Origin of the sequence: Virgibacillus necropolis, from assembly GCF_002224365.1 — a bacterium.
Taxonomy (GTDB): domain Bacteria; phylum Bacillota; class Bacilli; order Bacillales; family Amphibacillaceae; genus Virgibacillus_F; species Virgibacillus_F necropolis.
Genome location: NZ_CP022437.1, coordinates 1033516 through 1052578, shown reverse-complemented (window position 1 = coordinate 1052578; position 19063 = coordinate 1033516). Strand labels below are relative to the sequence as shown.

General features: G+C 38.1%; 17 protein-coding genes and 1 riboswitch. Of the genes, 2 read left to right on the top strand and 15 right to left on the bottom strand.

Annotated features, from left to right (window positions below):
- From CFK40_RS04880 to CFK40_RS04860, 5 genes are all read right to left on the bottom strand, one after another.
- Entirely contained in the window at positions 1 to 1503 is a 1503-nt protein-coding gene (locus CFK40_RS04880) for a tripartite tricarboxylate transporter permease (protein ID WP_089531099.1), read from the bottom strand.
- Positions 1504 to 1519: 16 nt separating this feature from the next.
- Positions 1520 to 1960, bottom strand: a complete 441-nt coding sequence (locus CFK40_RS04875; RefSeq protein ID WP_089531098.1) for a tripartite tricarboxylate transporter TctB family protein — start codon at positions 1958 to 1960, stop codon at positions 1520 to 1522.
- Positions 1961 to 2031: 71 nt separating this feature from the next.
- The gene (locus tag CFK40_RS04870; protein WP_161493833.1) at positions 2032 to 3027 is read right to left on the bottom strand and encodes a tripartite tricarboxylate transporter substrate binding protein; all 996 of its coding nucleotides are present in this window, start codon (positions 3025 to 3027) and stop codon (positions 2032 to 2034) included.
- 21 nt (positions 3028 to 3048) lie between these two features.
- On the bottom strand, positions 3049 to 4269 hold the full coding sequence (locus CFK40_RS04865) for a trans-sulfuration enzyme family protein (protein ID WP_089531094.1): 1221 nt from the start codon (positions 4267 to 4269) through the stop codon (positions 3049 to 3051).
- Between the two features lie 10 nt (positions 4270 to 4279).
- On the bottom strand, positions 4280 to 4969 hold the full coding sequence (locus tag CFK40_RS04860) for a GntR family transcriptional regulator (RefSeq protein ID WP_161493832.1): 690 nt from the start codon (positions 4967 to 4969) through the stop codon (positions 4280 to 4282).
- Between the two features lie 522 nt (positions 4970 to 5491).
- Positions 5492 to 5593: riboswitch (SAM riboswitch) on the top strand.
- 101 nt (positions 5594 to 5694) lie between these two features.
- Here CFK40_RS04860 and CFK40_RS21470 point away from each other — a divergent pair.
- Both CFK40_RS21470 and CFK40_RS04855 read left to right on the top strand, forming a co-directional pair.
- Positions 5695 to 5829, top strand: coding sequence for a hypothetical protein (locus CFK40_RS21470; protein ID WP_264371391.1), 135 nt, complete (start codon positions 5695 to 5697; stop codon positions 5827 to 5829).
- A gap of 23 nt (positions 5830 to 5852) precedes the next feature.
- Positions 5853 to 7370, top strand: coding sequence for a sodium:solute symporter family protein (locus CFK40_RS04855; protein WP_089531090.1), 1518 nt, complete (start codon positions 5853 to 5855; stop codon positions 7368 to 7370).
- A gap of 128 nt (positions 7371 to 7498) precedes the next feature.
- Here the strand turns inward: CFK40_RS04855 and CFK40_RS04850 are convergent, their stop codons facing one another.
- From CFK40_RS04850 to CFK40_RS04810, 10 genes are all read right to left on the bottom strand, one after another.
- Positions 7499 to 8803, bottom strand: coding sequence for a PTS ascorbate transporter subunit IIC (locus CFK40_RS04850; protein ID WP_264371404.1), 1305 nt, complete (start codon positions 8801 to 8803; stop codon positions 7499 to 7501).
- Positions 8804 to 8918: 115 nt separating this feature from the next.
- Positions 8919 to 9194 carry a PTS sugar transporter subunit IIB gene (locus CFK40_RS04845; RefSeq protein ID WP_089531087.1) on the bottom strand — a complete coding sequence of 92 codons (276 nt, stop codon included), beginning with the start codon at positions 9192 to 9194 and terminating at the stop codon, positions 8919 to 8921.
- Between the two features lie 12 nt (positions 9195 to 9206).
- Positions 9207 to 11330 (bottom strand): BglG family transcription antiterminator, encoded by a 2124-nt coding sequence (locus CFK40_RS04840; RefSeq protein WP_161493831.1) that lies wholly within the window; start codon positions 11328 to 11330, stop codon positions 9207 to 9209.
- Positions 11331 to 11827: 497 nt separating this feature from the next.
- Positions 11828 to 11998 carry a hypothetical protein gene (locus CFK40_RS20920; RefSeq protein ID WP_161493830.1) on the bottom strand — a complete coding sequence of 57 codons (171 nt, stop codon included), beginning with the start codon at positions 11996 to 11998 and terminating at the stop codon, positions 11828 to 11830.
- 515 nt (positions 11999 to 12513) lie between these two features.
- Positions 12514 to 13893 carry a dihydrolipoyl dehydrogenase gene (gene lpdA / locus CFK40_RS04835; RefSeq protein WP_089531083.1) on the bottom strand — a complete coding sequence of 460 codons (1380 nt, stop codon included), beginning with the start codon at positions 13891 to 13893 and terminating at the stop codon, positions 12514 to 12516.
- A gap of 12 nt (positions 13894 to 13905) precedes the next feature.
- A complete protein-coding gene (locus tag CFK40_RS04830; RefSeq protein WP_089531081.1) occupies positions 13906 to 15243 on the bottom strand; it encodes a dihydrolipoamide acetyltransferase family protein in 1338 nt (445 codons plus the stop codon).
- Positions 15244 to 15257: 14 nt separating this feature from the next.
- Positions 15258 to 16241, bottom strand: a complete 984-nt coding sequence (locus CFK40_RS04825) for an alpha-ketoacid dehydrogenase subunit beta (RefSeq protein ID WP_089531079.1) — start codon at positions 16239 to 16241, stop codon at positions 15258 to 15260.
- 12 nt (positions 16242 to 16253) lie between these two features.
- Positions 16254 to 17234 carry a thiamine pyrophosphate-dependent dehydrogenase E1 component subunit alpha gene (locus CFK40_RS04820; RefSeq protein WP_089531077.1) on the bottom strand — a complete coding sequence of 327 codons (981 nt, stop codon included), beginning with the start codon at positions 17232 to 17234 and terminating at the stop codon, positions 16254 to 16256.
- A gap of 139 nt (positions 17235 to 17373) precedes the next feature.
- A complete protein-coding gene (locus tag CFK40_RS04815; protein WP_089531075.1) occupies positions 17374 to 18663 on the bottom strand; it encodes an NAD(P)H-dependent oxidoreductase in 1290 nt (429 codons plus the stop codon).
- 23 nt (positions 18664 to 18686) lie between these two features.
- Positions 18687 to 19058: a PTS glucitol/sorbitol transporter subunit IIA gene (locus tag CFK40_RS04810; RefSeq protein WP_227001864.1), complete on the bottom strand. Its 372-nt coding sequence runs from the start codon at positions 19056 to 19058 to the stop codon at positions 18687 to 18689.
- Positions 19059 to 19063 lie beyond the last annotated feature (5 nt).

Genomic DNA, 19063 nt, shown 5'->3' with positions numbered 1-19063 from the left:
CTAATTTTCTTTTTTTCTTCCAAACATAGTTGTTATTAAATCTTTCAGTTGGGTTCCAAATAAACTTAGTATGATTAGAACGATTAATAAAATGGCAATAGGTTCTGTTAAATAAGGTGTTACATCTCCTTGAGTAATTAATAATGCCCTTCTCATCTCAGATTCAGCAATTGGTCCTAGGATAAATCCTAAAACGAGTGGAACTAAAGGAATACCTACCTTAATTAAGAAATATCCAAGTATACCAAATGCCAACATAATAGCAACATCGAATATAAGATTTCTATCTGCTAGAGTACCTGCTGTGCTTATAACAAAAATTAATGGAGCCAAAATGTACACCGGTATAACCGCCAATTTCGCAAAAAATCTTGATGCACTAAGCCCAATAATGATCATGACAAAGTTTGCAAAGACAAATCCCCATATCAAACCATAGGTGACGGTTGCGTGTGTTGTAAATAATTCAGCACCTGGACGTAAGCCGTGAATTAATAATCCCCCTAAAAATATTGCAGAAACGGAATTACCAGGTATTCCTAATGTTATTAGTGGAATCAAAGAACCACCTACAACCCCATTATTTCCAGATTCAGATGCTGCCAAGCCTTCTATTTCACCCTTACCAAAGTTATCAGGGTTTTTCGAACCTCGTCTTGCCACATCCCAGCTAATGGCGGATCCAATACTCATACCGGCACCAGGAGTTATCCCGGCAAATGTACCGATTACCCCACTTCTAATAATAGTTTTGTAAGTCTTTTTAATATCCTTCCAAGTAGGAAGTAGATGTTTTCTATCTATCTTTATTCCATCAGTTTGAATCGTAGAGGACTTCGTTTCCGCTAGCTCGAAGACAGCTCCCAATGAATATAAACCAATAACCAAACCAACTAGTGATATACCTTGATATAATGCTGGGGTCTCAAAAGTATATCGATAAGTACCAGTAATAGTATCTATTCCTACAGTAGCAAATAGAACTCCTAGCCCGCCGGATATTAAACCTTTTACTAAAGACTCTTTAGATAACCCTACAATAAGAGATAAGCCAAAAATAGCTAGTAGAAACATTTCAAATGGCCCAAACATTAATGTTATCTTAGATAAAGGTGGTGCCACCAAAAAAAGAAAGATAGCACTAATAGTTCCGCCTATCCAAGATGCAATAGCCGCCATCCCAAGAGCCTTGCTTCCAAGGCCCTGCTTTGTCATATTATAACCGTCCATTGCGGTAATAATATTGCCTGGTTCTCCCGGGGTATTAATTAAAATTGCAGCTATCGATCCCCCGTAAATTGCGCCAGCATATATTGAAACTAGTAATATAAGTCCAGTATCTGGAGGAAAACTAAATGTAAGCGGAATAGTCAACGCCACACCTACTGAAGCGTTAAAACCCGGTATACAACCAACAATAATCCCCGCAAAAGCACCAATGAAAATAATTAATATGTTATACCAACCTAATGTATTTAGTAAGGCTTCAAAAACCGCATCCATAAACTAATCACCTCCGTTATAAGTTAAAAATGATTCCCTGTGGAATAGAAATATTAAGTAAAGAGGAAAAAGATATATATACTGCGAATGTAAACACAATTACGATAGGAAATATAACTTTTTTCCTTTTTCCTCCTAAATAGAACATAATAAGCGCAAGATACATTGGTGTTAAAATTAAGAACCCGATCACATTTAATAATGCTACATATCCAATAGAAGCAATAGTTATAACATAAAATTGTTTTGTGGGTTTAACAATCGTGCTTTTTCCACTATTGTTCTTACTAATCTTTCTTTTTTCTTTAAGCTCCTGAAAGAGATAAATAGTATTTAGTACTAGCAGTATTAAACTGACCATTTCAGGAAATATACCAGCATTCTCCCTAAAGCCCGACGCTTCAAAATAAAAATAACCACTAAGAATGTAGATAAATATAATTGTTACAAATTGCATAGATCCCCCTCCTTTAAGTGAAGGCTGAAAGAGATTGTCTTTCAGCCTTCCTATTTTAAAATTCAAGCTTCTTACCAAGGGTTTTTTTCGTACTCTTCTTGCAAATCTTTATTCATATCTTCTAAGAATTCCTTATATTCTTCAGGTCCCTTGTAGTCTAAGGGAAGTGCCATTTCCTCAGCCTTTTTTTGAAACTCTTCATCTTCCATTGTTTTCTTAATTACGTCGGCAAGAAACTTTTGTTGCTCATCACTGATTCCTTTAGGTGCTGCGAAACCTCTCATAGATACTTGTATTAAATCCAATCCTTCTTCCTTATAAGTTGGTACATCAGGCATCATATCTATCCGCTCTTCTGCACCTACTGCTAGAACCTTTATTTTCCCGTCTTTAAGTTGTGATACAACTTCCGAAGCATTTGTAATAAGAACTTCTACATGTCCACCCAATAGAGCAGATAATGCAGGGGAGGTTCCTTCAAATGGAATTTTGTTAAAGGAAATGTCCTCCATTTCCTCTATTCTTCTAAGCGTTAAAGCTTCAGAGGTTCCTGGACCGCCGTATGCTAAGTTTAAATCTGGCTTTTTCCTAACAGCGTCAAATAAATCCTTCAAAGAATTAATCGAACTGTCCGCTTTTACAACTAATGCACCCGGATCGGATACAACGTTTGCTATTAACTTAAAATCATCTAATGTGTATTTAACTTCATCTGGCCTTTGAATCGGATGTAATAAGGTTGTAGGAGGATTGATCATTCCAATGGTATAACCATCTGGCTCAGCATTCGCCAATGTAGTAAATCCAATTTCTCCAGCTGCTCCGGGCTTATTTAAAACTGCAAAACTTGTGTCTGCATATTCCTCTGCATATCTTAAGACAGTTCTTGCGGCAACGTCCGTACCGCCACCAGCATTAAACGCAATAATAGCTTCAATTGGCTGCGATGGATAATCTCCAAGGCCTTCATTTCCAGATGCTTTTTCCGAAGACTGATTACAACCTGCAAGGGCAAACACTAAACTTACCAGCAGCAAAATTAAAAGGTTAACCTTTCTAATTTTCATTACATTCATCTCCCTCATCACCTATTTTGCATTCAATTTATATTTTGTTAATCGTATGGTGGATGCCTTTGTAAGCGCCTGATCCAAATCATCTATGATATCATTTGCGTCTTCTAAACCAACTGATAGCCTTATTAAACCATCTGTTATTCCAAATTCCACTCTTTGTTCGGTGGGTATCGAATTATGAGTCATTGACGCTGGGTGCTGCACTAAAGTTTCAGGATCTCCTAAGCTAAATGAAATCATTGCTAGTTTCAGATGATTAATAAATTCGACCCCAGTTTCAAATCCACCCTTCAATTCAAAAGAAATTATTCCTCCATAACCTTTCATTTGTTGTTTTGCTAAACTATGTTGTCGATGTGATGGTAAACCTGGATAAAATACTTTGGAAATACCTCTGTGCCCATTTAAAAACTCAGAAACCTTTTTTGCATTTTCTACATGTTGTTTCAAGCGAATTCCCATTGTTTTTAAGCCTCTTAAAATCAGATAGGATTCCCAGGCATTTAAATTTTGCCCTAAATCACCCATCAAATTTTTCCTCATAAAAGAGATATCTTTCTTTTTCCCAATTACGAATCCTGCAATAACATCGCCATGACCATTAATATATTTCGTACCACTATGGACTACCACATCTACCCCAAGCTCAATTGGGCTTTGGAGTATAGGCGTCATAAACGTGTTGTCAACTATTACTGGAACCTTATAAGAATGTGCTAGATTAGTAAGTTTTTTGAGGTCTAAAATGGTCAAGCAAGGATTGGAAGGTGTTTCAAGATATAGAACTTTGGTATTAAACTTCAGTGCATTTTCTACAGCGTTTAAATCTGTGCAGTCTACAAAATCAACTTCAATTCCAAATCTTGGTGCTAAAACCGTTAAGAAATGATGGGTTCCACCATAAACATCTTTTGTAACAACTACATGATCTCCTGCCTTAAGGTAATTTAATAATGATATGGAAATTGCCGCCATGCCACTACTAACCGCAATTGCATCCTCCCCCCCTTCCAGCTTTGACATTTTTTCTTCCAGAACTCTTGTCGTAGGATTACCATATCTACCATAGTAATTTCCTTCACACTCTCCTGAAACAACTTCAATAGCGCTTTCAACAGTTGGAAACGCATAAGCAACTGCAGGTACAATAGCAGGTGATACTGCTCTTGACTTCTCATCAGGCTTTAATTCTGAATGAATAATATCTGTGTTTATACCCCACTTAGAAATCATTTTATTCCTCCTACAATTTATTAATTGCTTTATACTTTTTAATTATCTTGATTGAGGCTTCCAAACTATGATTAATATGATCCTCCATTGCCTTTTCAACGCCAGGCAAATCTCTCTTTTCCATATTAATTAAAATTGTTTTATGACCGTTACTAGCGGGTTTTTGGTTTTTAAGGTTTTCAATAGGAACCAATCGTCGATACCTGCTGATACGGTCATTTAATTGATATAAAATTTTCACAGCAGTTTTGTGACCGCTAATGTCATATAAATACGAATGGAATCTATTACCATATGAAAGTATGTCTTCTATATTATTTTCAGATGATACTAACGAGGCCATCTCAACAAGATTTTCTAGGTTTTGAATATCAACTTTTGTAGCATTTTGGGCTGCATTTACTACAATCATGCATTCCAGAACCCTTCTGACACTAAATAATTCTTTTACTTCCTCAATTGAAATTGAGGCAACCTTTAGGCGGCCATTACGTTTACGATCAACGAATTTTTCCCATTCTAACCTATGAAGGGCTTCACGTAACGGGGTTCTGCTAATCTGTAAGTTTTTAGCCAATTTTTCTTCAATGATAGTTGCATCTGGTTCTAACTGACCTTTGATAATCTGCTTTTTAATTTCGCTATATGCAAAATTTCTAGTGGATAAAACTTCTGAATCTGAAGGGAAAAAATTATCCATAGCCTCCTCCTCCTTATACATAAATAATTGTATGCAAAAGTACTTAAATACATTCCACCTAAAATACTTGGATACAAAAATACTAACCAAGGAGTTAGACAAAATGATGGGTTCAATGTTGATGTGAGGGAAAAATTCAGAGTTTTATTTGAGTGGTACCCGTAAAGTTAAACAGGAAATATAACGAAACAAAGCCGCATTCTTCTATTTGAAAAATGCGGCTATATTAATAATAATTATTCGTTTTTAGTCCTTTTGTAGGTGTAGGTCTTTCCCTAGTATTTAATAAGAATCAATGGGTCACCTTTTTCAAGATTCCTTAGTCTCCGAATACTCCGGTCACCCACACCAAACACTACTTCTCTGACTCCAATTCAGGTGTTCATATTAGGTGGCATTGAAAAAACTTTTAAAACGTTTTCAACCCGAATTGCTAATTATAAATAACTTTCAAAATATTCCTTGACATTAAATAGTAGTTACATATATGCTAGTTATTATCTATTAATTGAATATGTAATTTTCTTATCCAGAGAGGTGGAGGGACTGGCCCTAGGATACCTCGGCAGCAGACAAATTTAAGTACTGTGCCAACTCCAGAAGTGTAAAGCTTGAAGATAAGAAGAGCAACTAGCCACGGCATGTGAACCTCTTCTTATTTATAGAAGGGGTTTTTAATTTTTGATATTATTATTCAATTTACTAAACGAGAGGGGCTTTTTTAGATGTTTATAGCAATCATGATTTGGATTGGAACGATGCTGTTTAGTTTTATATTAAGTACGTTTCTTTGTTATAAAGTTGAAAAGTCAGGTGTCAAGCGTTGGGGAGCTACGGGGCGAATATTTAAGTATAAATAATAGAGGAAGGGGTGACTAGAACGATGTGGTACATAATAATATTTGGGTTTTACGTTGTTTTTCTCATTTGGACAAATGTAAAAAGCCTTAAAGCTGTAGAATCAATAGATGATTTTACGACTGGTGGACATAGAATGGGATTACTTTTAGGTATTGGTACAACAGCAGCTACATGGGTGAGTGTCGCTTCCGTAATAGGGGTGCCTGGCTATTTGTACAGTTCAGGAGTTGCAGCAATTATAGGTTGGGTAGCAGGCTGGGCCTTTGGGGGCGCCTTAATCCCAATTGTTGCATATAAAATAAGACGACCAGAAACGCCGGCAAGGACATTCCCGGAATTTATTCGCTTTCGTTTCGAACCTTTTATGAAAAAAAGTAGCTTGCAAGCAATAGTAGGGATCTTAATGTTAGTCGGTTATTTGCTTTTGGTTAATATCCAGATAATTGGCTTCGGAATTGTGTTTTCAACGATAACAGGAATTGATTATGAAATTGCCATATTTGCCTTTCTATTATTTATATTACTAACAAGCTTTGGTGGATTTTGGTCCGTTGCAGCCACAGATACACTAAACACAATTCTTATTATGATCGGAGTAATATTAACATGTGGTGTGGTCTTATCGGTGACTGGTGGAATGGAGAATATAGTAGAAACGCTTTCGACTACAACTGCTCCAACCTATGTAGGTGGTCCGTCACTTGAAGAGGGAATACTTCTTTCTCCCCTAGGGACGTTTGGACTTGCGACTTTGTTTTCCATTTTTATTTCGAACTCCCTAGGAACCCCTTCTTCACCACATTGGGTTGCAAGAATGTTGGCTCCTAAAAATATTAAAGTAGCGATTTTGCAGGTCATGGGAACAATCATTGTTTTGATATTCATAATGGGACCATTAATTGTAATAGGACTGGGTTCAAAGGTTTTAATCCCAAGCATACCTGCAGGGAAAACGACAGATTACATTGTTCCATTAATTATACAAGAGTACACACCTTCCATAATTGGAGCAATAACACTGGTTGCTATTTGTGCAGCCGCTATATCAACTGCAAATTCAATGCTCTTACACTGTGCTACTTCGCTTTATTATGATGTGTATTTAAATATATTTCCGAAAAAAATTAGTGACAAAGGTTTTAAAAATTGGCTTCGAGTAAGTATATTCGGTATTGCAATCGTTGCAGTCCTCCTTGCTATTAAACCCCCATGGTTTTTAGCGATGGGATTTGTTTATATTTATGGAGGGTTTGGCGCCGCGTTTTTTTGGGTCGTCTTCTTAGGCCTTTATTGGAAACGAATGAACAGGGCAGGAGCATATGCAGGCATAATTATTGGTTCCGTCGTGTATGTCATAACCAAGACTATAGGCTTACCGCTTCCATTTGTAATAGCTATTTCTACCTCTTTACTAGGAGTTTTACTTGCTGTCTATTTAACCAAAAAGCCTCCTATCGAATCTTATGAACCGTATTTTAATGCGGAAGTCAGTGATTCTACTAAGAAGGTGTTTGAAAATATTAGAAACGGGACCCGGTAAAGTTATTTTTAAAAAGTAGAGATGACTCTAGTATGTTTAGTATTTTTAACACTTCGTACCTAAAGTAAAACAAGCCCCAGTAACCAAATATGGTTATGGGGCTTAAAAAGTTGTTTAGGCAATAAAACTTATTCGTTTTCTTGCACTTGTGCTTTTTTATCTTTAATCGAAACATAGCTTGCTAGAGCGATAAATAGTGCGGAAACAATGATAACTGCTGCGTACATTCCACCAACACCCAATTTAGCTATATAAGCCATTAAAATACCTACCCATGCAAAGTCACTGTCCCCGAATGTTGTGTTGGCAAGACCTAGTGAGCCTAGGAATGACAATAAAATAGCTGGAAGTACGGTAATCAATATCCCATTAATAAATGAACCAATGATGGCACCGCGCCTTCCCCCAGTTGCATTTCCAAACACTCCGGAAGTTCCACCATCAAAGAAGTGTGGGACCATACCGGGGATGATCAATACTAAACCAAGAGGACCCATAATCGCCATACTAATTAGACCACCAATTAAACTCGATATAAATCCGACCAATACAGCTGTCGGTGCAAAAGTAAACGTTGTTGGTGCATCAAGTGCAGGAAGAGCATTTGGTACGACTTTTAGAGCAATTCCCTGGAAAGCAGGTACAATCTCTGCCAAGATCATTCGTACTCCCATTAAGATGATCGCTAGGCCAGCCCCAAAGGTCATCGCCTGAACAATCGCGTACATAATATAATTACTTCCACCCGCGAATTCTTTAAGCGAATCCGGACCTGCAACAATTGCTAGGATGACATACATGATAATCATCGTTAACGTAGTCATTACAATGGAGTCACGCAAAAAGTCTAACTTCGGTGAAATTTTAATGTCCTCAGTAGTCTTCTCTTTATCTCCAACTGCTTTTCCAGTTAATGATGAAACAATATACCCCAAAGAATTAAAATGCCCTAATGCAAAGGGAGCATTACCCGTAATTTTTCTCATAAATGGATGAACCAAGGCTGGCATCATTGTAGCGATTGTTCCAAGAAGAACTCCACCTAAAATAGCTTGGTTTGTGCCTGTTACACCTGCACTCCCTAGTACCACCGCTAATAAGGTTGCCATAAAAAATAAATGATGTCCTGTTAGAAAAATAAATTTAGCGGGGGTTAATCGAGCTAAAATGATGTTCACTACAAATCCAAGCGCCATAATGATAGCTGTTTGAGCTCCAAACGCATCCTGTGCCACAGCGACAATCGCTTCATTTGTCGGTACAACCCCATGAAGGTTAAATCCATCTTTAACCATAGCGCTTAGAGGATCAAGAGCACCGACAAGGATGCCGGCACCTCCAGTCAAAATTAGAAATCCGACAATCGTTTTTAGCGTCCCGGAGACAATATCAGTAATTTCTTTCTTTAATGCTAACAAGCCAATGAGAGCCATCAAACCAACTAAAAAGGCGGGCTTGCTTAAGATCTCATCAACGATAAAATGTAATACAACCAAAATTTATTCTCCTTCCTGAAGTAAATGAAAGCATTTTCTCAGATGCTCTCCACTAAAGATTTGCTAAAGCAGGTTCTAGCTTTTCTTTCATTTCACCACGATCTACGTAATTCTTCACTGTTACGATTGGTGCATCTATACTACCTGTCAACATATTAGAAAATTGTTCAGAGGTGATGATAATGTCGGCCTCTTCTGACTTTGCTGAACTAATATCAGCAGTTTTTATGCTTGCTTTTACACCCAAATCTTTTAATACGGCCTCTGCTGTCATTCTTAATACCATGCTACTTCCCAATCCATTTCCACATACTGCTAAAATTTTCATATTAATATCCTCCTAAATTGATACTTGATTAATCAAGTTTATTATGGTTTTTTTATCGGTAGCTTGAATTATTTCATCCACCCTGTTTTGATCTGAAATTAACTCTGTTAATTGCGACAATGCTTTTAAGTGAGTGTCATTATCCACTGCCGCAAGGACAATTACCATTTGCACAAAATGGTCTTCACTATCTGAAAAATAGACTCCCTCTTCAATTGTTAATAAACTCATAGCCATCTTCTGGACTCCTGCCTCAGGTCGGGCGTGTGGGACAGCTATTTTAGGAGCAATCACAATATAGGGACCGCTTTCTTCCACATTTTCAATCATCGCTTTGATATAGGTGTCTTCAATATATTCCTGTTCTTTCAAAGGCTGTGCAGCAATTCTAATCGCTTCTTTCCAACTCTGTACCTTCTTTGTTTGTTGAATGCTATTTTCTGATAGAACTTCGTTAAGCATTGGCTTTCTGAACTCCCTTATACTTGTGTGATTGTGATTCAAAATTTGTTTTAAATCGAATGTTAAACCTTCTAAATTTTTTATATCTGCATGTTGTTGAACAACAGCTATAAGGTCCTCTGGGTAAAGAGGATGTTTTCTTTTCTGGTCAGATTCCTGTTGAATTTGTTTAAATAACCGCTCTTTTTCTGCATCATCCAATATCGGACTAACCGGAATGACTTTAGGATTGTCTGGGGTTGGCTTTGTTGAAAAAACATAATCAATATCATCAAAGTTACCATTGATATAACTTCTATAAGAAACGCTTTGTACAATCTCAATTGATGAAAACAACGTATCGAGTTGTGACCTTAGGATATTCGAAGTACCCACACCGTTCTCGCAGACTACAATACCCTTTTTCTTTGGAGTAATTTGTTTGTTATGTTTACTTAACCATCCCCCAAAGTGCATAGCAATATAGGCTGTTTCATCATTACTCAACGATTGACCTACTAGCTTTTCTAAGTGATGAACCACTTTTTTTGTAATATCAAAAACTTCTCCATAGTTTTGCTTGATTTCTGGAGTAAGTAGATTTTCCACAAAAACACCGTATTTCATTCGATAATACGTAGGTTTCAAATGGATAAATAACTGCTCTTCCAATTGCCCTCTATCCTCGAAAATCACGTAAGCACGATTTTGAAATTCGGAAACTAATGCTCGAATAACCTGTTTTAATTGTCCGAGCTCCTGGACAGTTTCGTCTGGCAATTTTGACGTATTTACTTTTGCACCTAACAAATTCATTGTTAAAAAACAAATTTCATCTTCCGGCCATTCAATGTCCATATGCATACTAAGTCGATTTGCAATATGTCGTGCAACTTTATATTCTTCGGTTTGGCTAAGCGCTTCCTTTTCTTCATCCTCAAGGGTAATCTGATCACCATTTTTTAAACGCTTACAAATAATTACCGATTTAATCGCTAAATTATCATGCATTTCATCCGTGTAGCTAACATGAATTAGTTTTTCCGCTTCTGTCACCCATTGCTTCACAATTGGGAACAAGAAAGGTAAGGTGCCTGTAACACCCTGGATGTTGTTATCAACAGCAGGACCATCCAACGATTCAACAACTTCAGAGGACAGCCGCTCCCAACCCTGAAGCGTATACAATTCAGAATAATAACGTACAAATGCCTGTCGTTTATCTTTCTCGCCTCCAGCAATAGTGTAGCCACCCTTCTTGGTAGACAACACTTCGAGCCCGAGCGGCGAAAGCTCTTTTCTAAGTTTAGCAATGTCATGGGTGACAGTGCTTCTGCTAACCTCTAGCGTTTCTGCGAAGTCATTTGAAAAATACTTTTTCTTGTGGCTAAGCAATAAAACGGTTATCCATGCTAGACGCTCATCTGTCGACAGATGGTAATGCCGTCCCTCGATTTCATACAGAAAACGAGGTAACTGTTTTTTTGTGTTTTCATCAAGATAAATACCTTTACCGTAATGCCTGTTTATCGGATTCAACTGATGATCTTCCAACCAGTCATTGATTTGCTGCACATCATAATAAACCGTCCGTTTGGATACCTGTAATTTTGTCTGTAGTTCCTCGGGGTTTACATGTGAAGGTGCATTCAAAAGTTGGTTAAGGATAAAGATGCTTCTTTTACTTAAAGTCATTGGCATGCCGCTCCTTAGTTTTTGCAAAAACTGAACACATAAAGTATATGCCTAACCTCATCTATTATAATAAACTCCTCAATGGTAGTTGTGAAGCTGTTTCGCTGTGTAATTATTGTCAAATGAAAGTTTGCAAAGTATTGCCTACGTAATTGTATTAGATAACAATTTTATCTAGATAGAAGAAATGAGAAAAGCACGTTTACTTTTATTATGGATAAAGTTTAATTGTATAAGTGGTTTGAATGCTTGAGGAAATATTGTTGGCCTTATTCAAGTGAAATATTTACTGAATTGAAATGATTGAATTTAGCAATAACAATTTCATTATCAATCAGCTACTTACGACTTTAACTGTCGAAGAAATTGCATCGAAAAATCATTTAAGTTTTAAATCAGGATATTGGAATGAACTATTTTGAACACAAAAAATGCTCACCATCGATTAAGTGATGAGCAGGAAATTTAACTTTATAATCAAAAAAATTCCATTCAAATTAAGGACGAGCTAGCTTGGGTTTTTTATATTCAGCCTTTCGCTTATATACAACTTTACCTACTTCTTCTATTCCCTTTACGGAAGGAGCAACAACACTAATCGATTCGACTGCTTTTCCAACCTTATAAGAAAAATTATCAGAGGATTGAACTTTGACTTTTTTAATCATTTAACATACCTCCTAATAGATAATTTATACTAGACAACAATTATGGTTCGCTACAAATAATTGATTAAAATCATTCTCAATAAGATTTCCCCTACCTCGAACGTGTATAGTTAAAACTAATTCCCTACCTATAGGATAGCATATTAAGTAAGTTATACCTTATTTTGTTATTGAAATATAGTGCAGGAGTTATTGCATATGCTTTAACAAAAAATAACTGGATATAGAATGCCAAATGATAACTTGTATAATCTTCAAATGAATCGAAGGTTTTAGAGTAGCTTGTGGTTCATTTTTTCTTACCACTCTCCAAAGGACCACAGCAATATAGGTGTCTCAGATCATGTTACCAGGTACAATTCGAAAAGCTTGCTTCAGTAAAAACAAAAACCCATGCATCCTTTACATGGGTTTTACTCATGATTTTATTTTGATTAGTACAATTTCACCATTTCTAACAACATTTTTAGATAACTTTAACAACACTGGTAAAATCAGAAGTTGATAAGATAAATTCACGCATGAATCCCTTTCCCAAGCCACGCACTTGCTGATTCAAATAAAGATTCTGATACAGTTGGATGTGGGAAAATCATGTTTTCTATTTCATCCACGGTTCCCTCCAAATGCATAAAGGCGGTTGCTTGGCTGATCATTTCTGTTACATGTGAACCAACCATCACTACACCCAGCACTTCCCCGTACTTTTTGTCAGCAGTTAATTTCATAAATCCACTATTCTCTCCAGATGCTATAGCTTTACCATTTCCTGCAAGGTCCACCTTTTTGGTACTAACCTCATATCCTCGCTTTTTTGCCTCATCCTCCGATAGACCGACACTAGCAATCTCAGGAAACGTGTAGACACACCTTGGAATCTCTCCATTAACTTTAGTAGGATTTCCTGCAATCTGATTAACTGCTTTAATCCCTTCATCACTTGCAACGTGTGCCAGTTGAAAACCACCGACTAAATCACCAATCGCATAGATGCCAGGAATAGAGGTTTTCATATTTTGATTTACATCAACAAATTTACCATTCATTTTAACAGGCAGATCTTCTATACCAGTAAGGTTTGGTGACCTCCCCACAGATACCAAAATTGCATCTGTTTCAAAAGTTGTCGAAGCTTTTCCTTCTTTTTGAACTTCGACTACCGATTCACCGCTCCCTTTTTTAAACCCGGTTATTTTCGTAGCCGTATGAATAGTAATACCTTTTCCAGTCAATTGTTTTGCTAAGAAATCACTAGCCTCCGCGTCCTCACTTGGCAGTATCCGATCTGCCATCTCAACAATTTCCACCTTTGTATCGAAGGCGTTAAATATACAGGCTATTTCTAAACCAATTACTCCCCCACCAACAATTACCATACGGTCAGGCACTTCCGTAATATCAAAAATCGTATCACTGGTATAATAGTCAACCTCTCGTAATCCTGGCAGTTCCGGTACAAATGGCTTCGACCCATTCGCCAAAATAACATTATCCGCATTTATCTGTTGCGTATCCCTATCAGACTTAATGGTAACTGTTTTATTGGCATCAACATATCCATACCCTTGATAAACAGTAATTTTATTTTGCTTCAGCAATCCTTTTATACCATTCTGTAGCTGATTAATAACGTTATTTTTCCTACTTACCATCTCTTCTATCGAATAGGAAACATCATTAACAGTTATTCCAAAGCTCCTAGAATCTTTAATTTGTTCAAGTACCTCTGCATGCTTCAACAATGTCTTTGACGGAATACATCCTCTGTTTAAGCATGTGCCACCTAAGTCTCGTCCTTCGACTAATGCCACAGATAATCCTTCTTTTGCTGCTCGAATAGCTGCTACATAGCCACCGGGACCTCCACCAATTATGGCAAGATCAAATTTATCCATTTATCCTACCTCCTAAACTAACAGGCCATATGGGTTTTCAAGTCGTTCCTTCAACTCTGTTAAAAATGCCGCTGCTGGTGCTCCATCTATTACTCGATGATCAAATGATAGACTTACTACCATCATTGGACGTACTACAACCGAGTCGTCCACAACAACTGGCTTTTCTATAATTCTACCAACGCCAAGGATAGCTGTTTCAGGAGGATTTATAATCGGCGTAAATCCATCGATTGCATACATTCCTAAATTACTAATCGTAAATGTGCTTCCAGTCATCTCAGCTGGTGTTAATTTATTATCTCTCGCTTTCATGCCTAGCGTTTTACTTAAGACGGTTAAATCCGCTAATCCTTTTGCTTGCACATTAGGAACTGATGGAACGATCAAACCATTTTCAACAGCAACCGCTAAGCCGAGGTTAACAGATTTGTTCATGACAATTTCATTATCAACTAACGAAGCATTCACAGTAGGGTGGTTTCCTAAAACATGTGCGGTTGCTTTCATAATAATCTCCGTATAGGAAAGGCGATAACCTGTTTGCTCTTCTACGACAGGAAGCAATGATTTACGTACTTCTATCGCTTTTGTCATATCCACATCACTTGTTAATGTGACGTGTGGAATTGACTGGGCGCTTTCTAGCATCTTATCCGCTACGGCTTTTCTCAATCCTTTTAGCTTGATTCGTTCTGGCTTTTCATCTGCAGTTGATTCAGAAGAAACATGACCTAGAACGTCTTCTTTTGTTATTTTCCCCCTGGAGCCTGATCCTTGAACTTGATCCAGATTTATACCTTTATCAGCAGCAATTTTTTCAGCAAGCGGTGTTACTAGATTTTTATCTTTTAAATCTAAAAATGCTAATGCATCCGCTTCTTGAACACGTCCCTTAGGACCAGACCCTTCAATAGACTTTAGTGAAAGGTTATTTTCTCTAGCCACTCTTCTTGACGCAGGTGTAGCACGCACTTTTTCGTTTGCAGTAGTTGTTGTTACCTCTTCTTCCTCCACTTTAACTGGATCGTTTTCTTCGGCACTTTCCTTATTGGCAGTCCCCGAATCATCTTGATCTTGCCCTTCAGGTGCCTCTTCTGGCACTTCTTCATTTTCTTCACCAACATAGGCAATAACCGTATTAACAGGAATTTCCTCATCAACCTGGTAATATTTCTTTAGCAAAAATCCTTCTTCATAGGATTCGACTTCAATATTAATTTTGTCTGTCATGATTTCAAATAAGGGTTCACCAATTTCCACTGAATCCCCTTCTTCTTTTAACCATTGAAGCAAGGTGCCAACTTCCATTGTACTGCTCAGCTTTGGCATAAAAACCTCTTTCGCCATTTTGTTCCCCCCCTTTACGCCTTGTTTAAGGTCTCTTTAACAGCTTTAACAATATCTTCTACTTGCGGGACATGCGATTTTTCTAGTTCAGGGTTGTATGGAATTGGTGACGACGCTCCGCCTAATCGTTTGATTGGGGCATCCAAATAATCAAATGCCTCACTTTCAGCTATCATACTAGCAATCTCTCCACCGTACCCACCACGCTTTACTGCCTCATGGACCACAACGACACGACCTGTTTTAGACACGGATTTCACAATTGTTTCTTCATCTAAAGGTACCAATGTGCGTGGATCAATCACCTCGACACTGATCCCGTCCTTTTCCAGTACCTCTGCAGCCTCCAATGCACGGTGCACCATGATTGCAGTAGCAACAATTGTTACATCGGTACCTTCACGTTTGATATCTGCTTTTCCAAGTGGAATACTATAGGGTTCCTCAGGTACATCTGATTTCGTTTTATACAATAATTTATGTTCATAAAAAACGACCGGATTATCATCGTCCATTGCTGCTTTAAGCAAACCTTTCACATCATAGGCTGTCGATGGTTGGACCACCTTCAGTCCTGGAACATGTGCCACCCAAGCTTCTAGGCTTTGCGAATGTTGTGCAGCAGCACCTGTACCAGAGCCACTTGGTGTCCGTAAAACCATTGGGACTTTCCCTTTCCCACCATACATGTACCGTATCTTCGCAGCTTGGTTCACAAGTTGATCCATTGCAATCGTAATAAAATCAGAAAACTGCAGTTCTAAAATCGGACGCATACCCGTTAACGCTGACCCGACTGCTGCACCGGCAATTCCGGATTCACTAATTGGGGTGTTCCGTACACGTTCTGGGCCAAATTCTTCAATCATTCCCCTCGTCACACCAAAAGCTCCACCATACACACCAATATCTTCTCCTAAAATAAATACATCGTCATTCTCGCGCATTTCCTGACTCATTGCTTCTCGAACCGCTTCCAAATAGGTAATCTCTCTCATCGCTATCCCCTCCTATGCATATACATCCGTTAGTAAGTCATCTTTCGTAGGCATTGGCCCTTCTTTCGCAAAATCTACCGCATCCTCTACGGCTCGCTTAGCTTGTGTTCTGATAGTTTCAGCTTCATCTTCTGTAAGGATAGCTTCATCAACGAGAATTTCTTTAAAACGTTTAATGGCATCCTTTGCGCGCCACTCTTTTTCTTCCTCGCGCGTACGATATTTCTTTGCATCACTTTTCGAATGACCTTTCCAACGATACGTTTTTGCTTCGATTAGAGTTGGCCCTTCTCCGTTGCGGGCACGTTCTACCGCCTCATTTGTAACGTTCATCATGTCAATCACATCATTACCATCTGCAACTACTCCTGGAAAACCATAAGCTTCCGATCGTGTCGCGATATCAGGTACGTTAACCATTTCTTTTACAGGTCCCGACATTCCGTATTGATTGTTTTCACAAATAAAAACAACTGGCAGATTCCAAACAGATGCTAAATTTAATGCCTCGTGAAAGCTACCTTCGTTTGAAGCACCATCACCAAAAAAGCATAACGTTACATAACCTGCCTTCTTCATGTAAGATGTCAGCGCTGAACCAACCGCTAGCGGAATTCCTCCACCAACAATTCCATTCGCACCAAGATTCCCTTTTTCAACGTCGGCAATATGCATGGATCCGCCTTTACCCTTACAATATCCAGTTGTTCTACCAAATAATTCGGCCATCATTTTATTAACCTCTGCGCCCTTAGCAATGCAATGCCCATGCCCTCTATGCGTACTCGTAATCTTATCTTTATCCTGAAGTACCGCACAGGCACCAGAAGCACTTGCCTCTTGCCCGACAGCTAAGTGGGTCGTTCCGTGGATCATTCCTTTTGCAAAGAACTCATCAACCTTTTCATCAAAATAACGAATGGTCCACATCTCGCGCAATAGATCCTTTAGTTTATCCTCCGTAATTTGTTCAGGAACAGTTAGCGATACCATTTATACCTCTCCTTTTACATTTGTTCTTGTTGGTTACGTTTGTAACAAGAATACATTTATATTCTACAGACGTCAAGTGAAACTATTCTATTATTAAAAAAACTCCTCACTTATAATTGGAAGTGGGGAGTTTTTTAACTTAGAATTCTCTATCTTGCATGGAACGCAACTTCCAAATGGTTGACTCTTTTGTTTGTTCAATCGCATCATAGGTAATAATGTCACCTTTTTTGACAGCTTTCTTCATTCTTACATTCTTATCAATTAATCCCAGAGGAAGTGCATTCATCTCATTTGCTTCATTTGCCTTTAGCAGCTTTCCGTATACTGTGAAGCCACCAATGCTATCAAGGTAATCCCCTGCGTTAAGGTCTTTCTTAGCTACAGTAACGGTTTCTCCCTGTAAACCATAGTAAGGAGCAATCGTTGCTTCATGGTCAAAATAAGCTTTAGCAATCGATAGTGGTGTTTCTAAACTGGTCAAATGATAAGGACGGTAGAGAACGTAATTCGGGCCATCCCCCATTTTTAAATACTTCAATTCGGCATTTACTTCTTCCTTGTCTGAAGCAATGATTGCAAATACCCCTGGAGCAACACCATTAACAAAATCTACTACCTTTCTTCCATTCAGTTGACCACCTTTTTCTTTTTCAATGAACAACCCTGGTAAGTCTGAAACAGAACCGCTAAATCCATGCATCCCTGGCTGATCAGGAGAAAAACCTGTGGCATTAGCAACCGCATTCATCTCAACCATTGTTTTCGTTCCATCCTGGAAAGAGGCAAGCATTTTTGGACTGGATCCTTTCGTTTTTGCTTCCTCCTCAGCAGTTGCTGGATTTGCTTCCAGATTTAATGGATTGTTCTTCCCTTTACCTAATGCAACAATTTCAAAGCCAATTGCATCTGCGAAATCATACAATTCCATAATTGCTCCTGGCTCATCTCCTGCTGATCCAGTATATACAACACCACTAGCATCAGCCATCTTCTTCAAAAGTGGCCCAACAGTAACGTCAGCTTCCACGTTCAACATAACAATATGTTTCTTATTCAAAATGGTATCCCAAGCAATTTCTGCCCCGATATTCGGAACACCTGTAGCATCGACAACAACGTCTACCTCTGGTAATGATGTAACAAGCTTTATATCCGAGGTTGCAATTACTTGATTATTTCTAACCGCTTCACTAGCCTTGTACACGTCGGTTGTGTTAACAATATCTGCTGCATCTATCCCTGCATTTTTATAAGCGTTTTCAACATTTTCAACCATCAAATCTGCAGTAATAACAACGCGCATTCCTTTCATACCCTCAATTTGGGAGATCATACCTCTCCCCATCTGACCTGCTCCTACAAGACCTACCTTTATATAGGAACCTTCATCTTCTAATCTTTGCAGTTTTCTATTTAATCCTAGCATTTTCCTTCACTCCTAACGATACGTTATTCTCTTCTAAACGATATAACCGAATTACTAGTTAAATGAGGTATGGGTTTAGCCTCTAAACAAATGGTTCCAGGTAAATCTGAGTTTGTAGATCCATTAAAATGAAATGTTGCATGTCCTAGTTCCTTTAATGTTTCATTAGCTTTATCACCAACGAATAATACCTTAAATGCTTCCCCATCAATGACCATTTCGTCACCAGTTTTTACTTCCTCTGTCCACAATCTTTTATCATGTACAACCGCTATATCCTTTAAATCCGCTGGAACGGTGTCATTAAATAAAATCATCATTTTTTCTTCAAACATTAACCCAGCCTCTGCACCTAGCTCAACTACATTAATTTCCGTATAAGTCGTAGTCATCATGAATT